The 5,917-nt window shown below is 61.0% G+C and carries 4 protein-coding genes and 1 pseudogene; 2 read left to right on the forward strand and 3 right to left on the reverse strand.

The genetic code is table 11. The features are described from left to right. Both AC5DC2_RS17980 and phnD read right to left on the reverse strand, forming a co-directional pair. On the reverse strand, nucleotides 1–1,144 hold a 1,144-nt coding region (locus AC5DC2_RS17980; protein WP_491699466.1), incomplete at its 3' end, for an ABC transporter permease. Between the two features lie 105 nt (nucleotides 1,145–1,249). Then, a complete protein-coding gene (phnD, locus tag AC5DC2_RS17985; protein WP_051424123.1) occupies nucleotides 1,250–2,212 on the reverse strand; it encodes a phosphate/phosphite/phosphonate ABC transporter substrate-binding protein in 963 nt (320 codons plus the stop codon). A 105-nt stretch (nucleotides 2,213–2,317) separates the two neighbouring features. Between phnD and AC5DC2_RS17990 the strand changes: the two genes are divergently transcribed. Together AC5DC2_RS17990 and AC5DC2_RS17995 are read left to right on the forward strand one after the other, a co-directional pair. Beyond that, on the forward strand, nucleotides 2,318–2,995 hold the full coding sequence (locus AC5DC2_RS17990; RefSeq protein WP_491699467.1) for a response regulator transcription factor: 678 nt from the start codon (nucleotides 2,318–2,320) through the stop codon (nucleotides 2,993–2,995). Between the two features lie 34 nt (nucleotides 2,996–3,029). Further along, nucleotides 3,030–5,489, forward strand: a complete 2,460-nt coding sequence (locus AC5DC2_RS17995) for a sensor histidine kinase (protein WP_491699468.1) — start codon at nucleotides 3,030–3,032, stop codon at nucleotides 5,487–5,489. A gap of 3 nt (nucleotides 5,490–5,492) precedes the next feature. On the opposite strand, the pseudogene AC5DC2_RS18000 reads toward AC5DC2_RS17995, so the two are convergent. Next, nucleotides 5,493–5,825, reverse strand: a pseudogene (locus AC5DC2_RS18000) (transposase domain-containing protein); the annotation flags it as partial. Between the last annotated feature and the right edge of the window lie 92 nt (nucleotides 5,826–5,917).

The following is a 5,917-nucleotide window of genomic DNA, read 5'->3' on the forward strand; positions in this document are numbered from 1 at the left end:
GCAGTGCCGTCGTCTTGAGGTTGCGGCCCAGCCAGAAATCCAGGGTGAAGTTGTCCATCGCGAAGACGCCGGGACGCAGCATCACCGTGGTCAGCCCCAATGCCAGAAGCGGAATGGCTGCACTGACGGTGAAAACGAGAAGAGCGAAGCCGGTCGCCGGAAGCCGCCACTTTCGCAACGGCGTCACCCTGTTCATCGCGCTTTTCGAACCGATCGTCTCGAAACGGCGCGCTTCCTTCAAAAGGCGCATGTCGATGAGAATGGAGACGGCGCCGAGCAGAACGATCGTTCCGGCCAGGACGGCAGCGACGCCGGTCTGGCTGGTGCTGATCGCGCGGAACAGCGAGGTGGCAAGAACATCATAGCCGACGGGAACCCCGACGATATAGGCCACGCCGAAATCTCCGAGGCATTTGGCGAAGATCAGTGTTGAAGCGGAAACCAGCGCCGGCAGCATCAAAGGCAATATTATGCGACGCGCCACGTCCCATCGGCCGGCGCCGAGAATGCGGGCGGAATCCTCAAGTTGAGAATCGAACTTGCGCAGGGCGTTTCCGAAAAGCAGGATCACGAAGGGCGTGTAGTGCAACGCCAGGATCAGCGTAATCGGCAGGAAGCCGTAGGCGAGCCAGTCCGGCGGCTCGAAGCCAACCGCCTCCGCCCAACTGGTGGCGCCGCCGGTCGTCCGGTTTTTGAAAAGGGTCGTCCATGCCAGGGCAAAGGTCCATGACGGCAGCATGTAGGGAACGATGAGCGCGGTCGAAAACCAGCGTTTGCCCGGAAGATCGGTGCGGCTCAGGAGCCAGCCGAGCGGTGTGCCGACGACAAGCGCGACGACGATCGCACCCGCCGCGATGGTCGCCGTATTGAAAAGCGGCGTCCAGAAAACATCCCGGGCGATGGGTGAAAGCATGACCCGCTGGACGTAATAGGTTGTCAGCGCCCCCACCTCTTTTCCGGTGCGCGCCTGCTCGGCGTACTGAACCCGGAATGCATCTGCCAGCAACAGAAGGACGGGCGCGGCAATCAGGTAGAAGAAGAGTACAAGGAGAACGATGGCGAGCAGTCCCGCCGGCTCGTTCGCCGCAATGCGGCTGTAGTAAAGCCAGCGATGGATCCGGCTTTTGCCCCTGTCCGCGGGCACAGTCGTCCCCGGTGGCGATCCCGTGAAAGATCCCATTGAAGTTTACCTCGGCTGTTGCGTGTGTGAGTAAGCGGCGCTGTCGGGCGCCGCCGCTTCGGCTAAGCTCTATTCCGCCATGGCGTTTGCCCTGACCATGACGTCGCGCACCGTCGCCCAGCTGTCCTTGAAGGAAAGCGGAATGAAATTGGTGTCACCATTGAATTCCGCCTGCATCTCCGGCGGGAACAGAAAGCCGAAAAAGCAGCGTTCCAGGGCGGATGACAGCTCCGGATCGAGATCATGCGCATAGACAAACGAGGATGTCGGAAAGAGCGGGCTTTCATAAATGATCCGCACGCTCTCGGGATCGATCATGCCCCTGTCCGCCATGCGCTCGTAAACATCCGACGCGACGGCGGCCATGTCGTAATCGCCGGCGACCAGTCCAAGCAGGGACTTATCATGCCCGCCGGACATGATCGGTATATAGTCGATGTCGGGTCGCAGCCCCTGTTCGGGGAACAGGGCCCTGGGCGCGAGGTTTCCGGAATTGGACAACGGACTGGAATGCGCCACCCGCCCGCCAACAAGATCACTGAGCTTGTGATAGGGAGACCCCTTCCGCACCACGGAGATCAGACGATAGCCCCGGACCTCGTCGCCTATTCCCTTGGTCGCGAAAGGCACGGCGCCGGCCTCGCGAACGGCCGTGACCGTCGATCCCGTCGCGAACCCGGCGAAATGCAGCCGCCCCGATTTCAGAGCCTCGATTTCGGCGGCACCGGTCAAGACGGGATAGTAGACTATCTGTCGTTCGAGGCACTGGCTCAGGTGGTTGGTGAAAGGCTTGAAGAGCTCGGCGTAAACCGCCGGATCCTCGATCGGCGCATAGGCCCAAACCAGCGTCGGCGGGTTCCTCCACAGCGCCGGGTCGGCGGGAAGGTCGGCGACGAGATCATTGTTGCAGTCGCTGTATGGCGCCGCCAGATAGGGCCTCGCGCATTGCTCGGCATCGGCGCCCGCCATGGCGGCCGACGCGCAAACGGCAATGGCGCAAGCCAGCAAGCCTGTTCTTCCTGCGTTCGTCAAAGTATAGTCTCCTCCCGGACCCGGAGAACTCGCGTGCGATTTCGCCTTGGCCCTTGGGAGAAGAGACTAGGCGGATTTTCTGTCAGAGTCCTGTCATGGGAAGAAATGCGAATACTATTAGTTGAAGACTCGGAAGACCTTGCCGACGCCATTGCGACAAAGCTGCGCCGCGAGGGGCACGATGTCGAACATGTCGGCGATGGCGAGCGCGGCGAGGACTACGCCATGAGCGACGGCTTTGATGTCGTCATCCTCGACATCAACCTTCCGAAACGCGACGGTTTCGAAGTTCTTTCGGCAATCCGTCACGGCGGAAGCAGAACGCCGGTTCTGGTCATGACAGCCCGCAACCAGATCGCCGACAAGGTGGGACTGCTCGATCTTGGCGCCGACGATTACATCGTCAAGCCCTGCGATCTCAGCGAGGTGGCGGCTCGGGTGCGCGCGCTTGCGCGCCGCAGCAGCGGCATAACGACCGGCGAAATCGTTTTTGGCGATCTCAGACTGGACATGAACAACCGGGCGGCCAGCCTTGCCGGCGCACCGCTCGAGCTCGGCCGCCGCGAATACGATATGCTTGAGGCGCTGGCCAAAGCGCCCGGCACGCCGGTCAACAAGGAGCATGTCGTAGTCAGGCTTTTCGGCCATGATGACGCGGGCACGCCCAATGCGGTGGAACTGCTGGTCTCTCGTCTGCGAAAAAAACTGCAGGGCGCCCAGGTCGAGATCATCACGCAGCGCGGAGTCGGCTACATCTTGCGGGAAACAAGCAGCCAGCGTTAAGACTTCTGCCGAAGAGGAGAAACCGGAGCAGGAAATGACCGACCGCCTTTCAATCCGGCAGCGGCTGGCGCGCCTTTCGATCGAAAAAGCGGTGATTGCAAGCGCCGGGTTCGTGTTTCTTCTCGCCGGGGCCCTGCTCTACAACACCGCCTACAGCAATGCCTACCGCGCCGCTGATGAAGCTTTCGACCGCGTGCTGGGAGCGGCGGCCCTGGCCATTGCTGATACCGCCGCCTATGAGAACGGCAACGTCATCGTCGATATCCCCTATTCGGCCTTCGCCATCCTGGGAACGACCCAGATGAACAGAATATTCTATCGGGTCGTGGCGCCGAACGGGTCGGTCGTCACCGGCTCTCCGGTTCTGGGCCTCGATATCGAGACGCCGCAGACCCCCTCCCTCAGGCTTTCGGACGGAACGATGGACGGCGAGCCGGTGCGCATCGCGGCAGTAGCGCGTTACAGAACCGACGCGACAACCGGAGATGCGGGATGGATTGACGTGCTGGTCGCCGAAACGCGGGAATCACGCAACGCACTGACCAGCCATCTTATCGTCGACTCGCTCGTTCCAGCGGCGGCCGTCGCTGTCGCCGCCTTTCTCCTTATGTGGGGCGGCATCCGCCTTGCGTTCCGGCCTCTACGCTCGGTGGCGAGGGTCCTGCGCAACCGAGCCCGCTCCGACCTCAGCCCGATTTCACGGGACGTCCCCAGGGAAATCGAAACGCTCGTCGTCGCACTCAATGATTTCATGGCCCAGCTCGCCTCGACGCTGGAGGGGTTGAGGCGCGTCACGGCTGATGCCGCCCATCAGCTTCGCACGCCACTTGCAGCGCTGCGCGCGCAGGCGGAGGTTGCGCTCGACGAAACTGATGCTGAGATCATGCGCGACAGGGTCGCAAGGATTCATCGCAACGCCGCCACCGCCAGCACTCTGGCAAACCGATGGCTCACTGACGCAACGCTTTTGCATAAACTCAAGATGAGGGAGGCGGAGACCGGCGACCTATCCGACTATGTCGAAGAAGCACTGAACCGCATCGGGAGCAATGGCGAGTTCGCAGAAGGTCTCCGTGAGGTTGAGTTCTCGCGCCCGGACCAACAGGTACTCATCGATGCCGATCCGGTCGGAATGATCGAAATGATCCGCAACCTGATCGAAAATGCCTTTCTGCATGCACCAGGCCCGACACGGGTGACGGTCACGACACAGAGCAGCGAGGCCGTGCTCACTGTTTGCGACAAAGGGCCCGGTATCGCGCTCGACCGCAGGGAAGCCGTTTTCGAGCGCTATGTGCGGGACCGGATGGACAGGCCCGGCTCAGGACTCGGCCTCGCCATCGCCCGTGAGGTTATCAGCGCGGCGCACGGAACAATCGAACTCGACGAAGCTGACGGCGGCGGATTGCGGGTGGAGGTCCGCCTTCCAATCCCAAATGCCTCCGGCGCAGACAAGACGCCCCGCAAGCCCTGGTTTCGGGCAGGCTGGATCAGGTTGCCGGCATTCGCGTTCCTGAGCCTGGCAGCGCTCTTGCCTCCGGCAGACCTGAATGCGCAGCAGCCGGAGCCGGACCTCACGATCGTAAGCACATTGCCGCACGACAACATGGCTCCCTTATTGGATTGGATTGAAACGCGCTTTCCCTCGCTAACTATCAACTACTCCTCGCTCCGCCCGCCGCAGATTGCCGCTTTGGTCAGAACACCGACCTTCGGTTCCGCTGATATCGTGCTTCTTCCTGTGCCGGATATTGCCGTCTCGCTGAGCAACAATGGCTTCGTCAGGCCACTGGTCGACTTTATAGCCTCGGCGGGACCGGACGGGCGCCCACCGCACTGGCGCAACGAACTCTTTGAAATGCATTCCGATCCCGCCGTCTTCGTCATCCGCAAAGAGGATACCATGACAACAGGTGACCTGCCGACGACAAGACTGGCACTCGCACGCGCCCTGGAGCAGTCACCAAGCCCCTATTACCAACGAATTGGTATCGTCAACGTTGGGATCGACAGCATCTCCTACCTTCTCGCCACACAAGATTCGCTTCGCTCAGCTCTGTCCTGGCGGCTGGCGCGTGATTTCGGAAGCGTACAGGCACGGATATTCGAAACCGGCACCGAGCTGCTCACAGCGCTTGCCGCCGGCGAAATCGATCTCGGATACAATATTCCCCTCTCCAGTGTCATCTCTGCACAGGCAGATGGAGCGCCGATCGACTATATAGAACCTCAGGACTACCTATTATCGGTTCCCTGGACAATCTTCGTCCCAGACAAGTCCACTCATCCGCTTGGTGCCTTCGTCGCCGCAGCGATGTTATCAGCGGAGGGACGCACGGTCTTTGCCAACGACGTTCTTGGGCTTACTGTCCGTGCTGCTGCGCCTGGAAGCGAGCAAAGAATAACTCTGGGGCCAGAGTTGCTCGTCTTTCTTGACACCATCAAACGTGGGCGCTTTCTCGACAACTGGTTTCAGCTTGTTACAACGGAATAGCAAAGGCTTGCGCGCCGGACGGCGCCGCCCAAAACTGGCGACGGCCTTAGTCTTCGCCATGTTCAGAGCGTCGATCGCGTCTTCGGTCGCAGCGGCTTCGAGTTCTTCGAGCTGCAGCTCCATCTGGTCGATCAGCCGGACGCGACGCTCCGAGCTGTGGCCATAGTTTTCCCGTCGGAGTTCGGTGATCTCCGGCTTCAGATGCTTGATCATGGCCTGCTCGGTCGAGACCACCGCCCGGACCTGCGCCAGCTCGCTCTCGGCGGCCTCGGCGCGGGCCTGCGAAGCCGCAAGCGCGGCCCGTAGTCGGGTTATGTCGGAGGCGGTATTTGACATGGTCAAAGCACTCCATCCAGGACCGGAAATGCATAATAGAGTTGGCTCGGTTTGTCTGAACAGTTTCGGGCGTTTTGCTAAGTGGATTTCCG

The organism is Martelella sp., from assembly GCF_984369615.1.

Excerpts from the sequence above, each read along its gene's own strand:
- AC5DC2_RS17990 (WP_491699467.1), top strand. The coding sequence starts at position 2,318 with ATGCGAATACTATTAGTTGAAGACTCGGAAGACCTTGCCGACGCCATT.
- AC5DC2_RS17995 (WP_491699468.1), top strand. The coding sequence starts at position 3,030 with ATGACCGACCGCCTTTCAATCCGGCAGCGGCTGGCGCGCCTTTCGATC.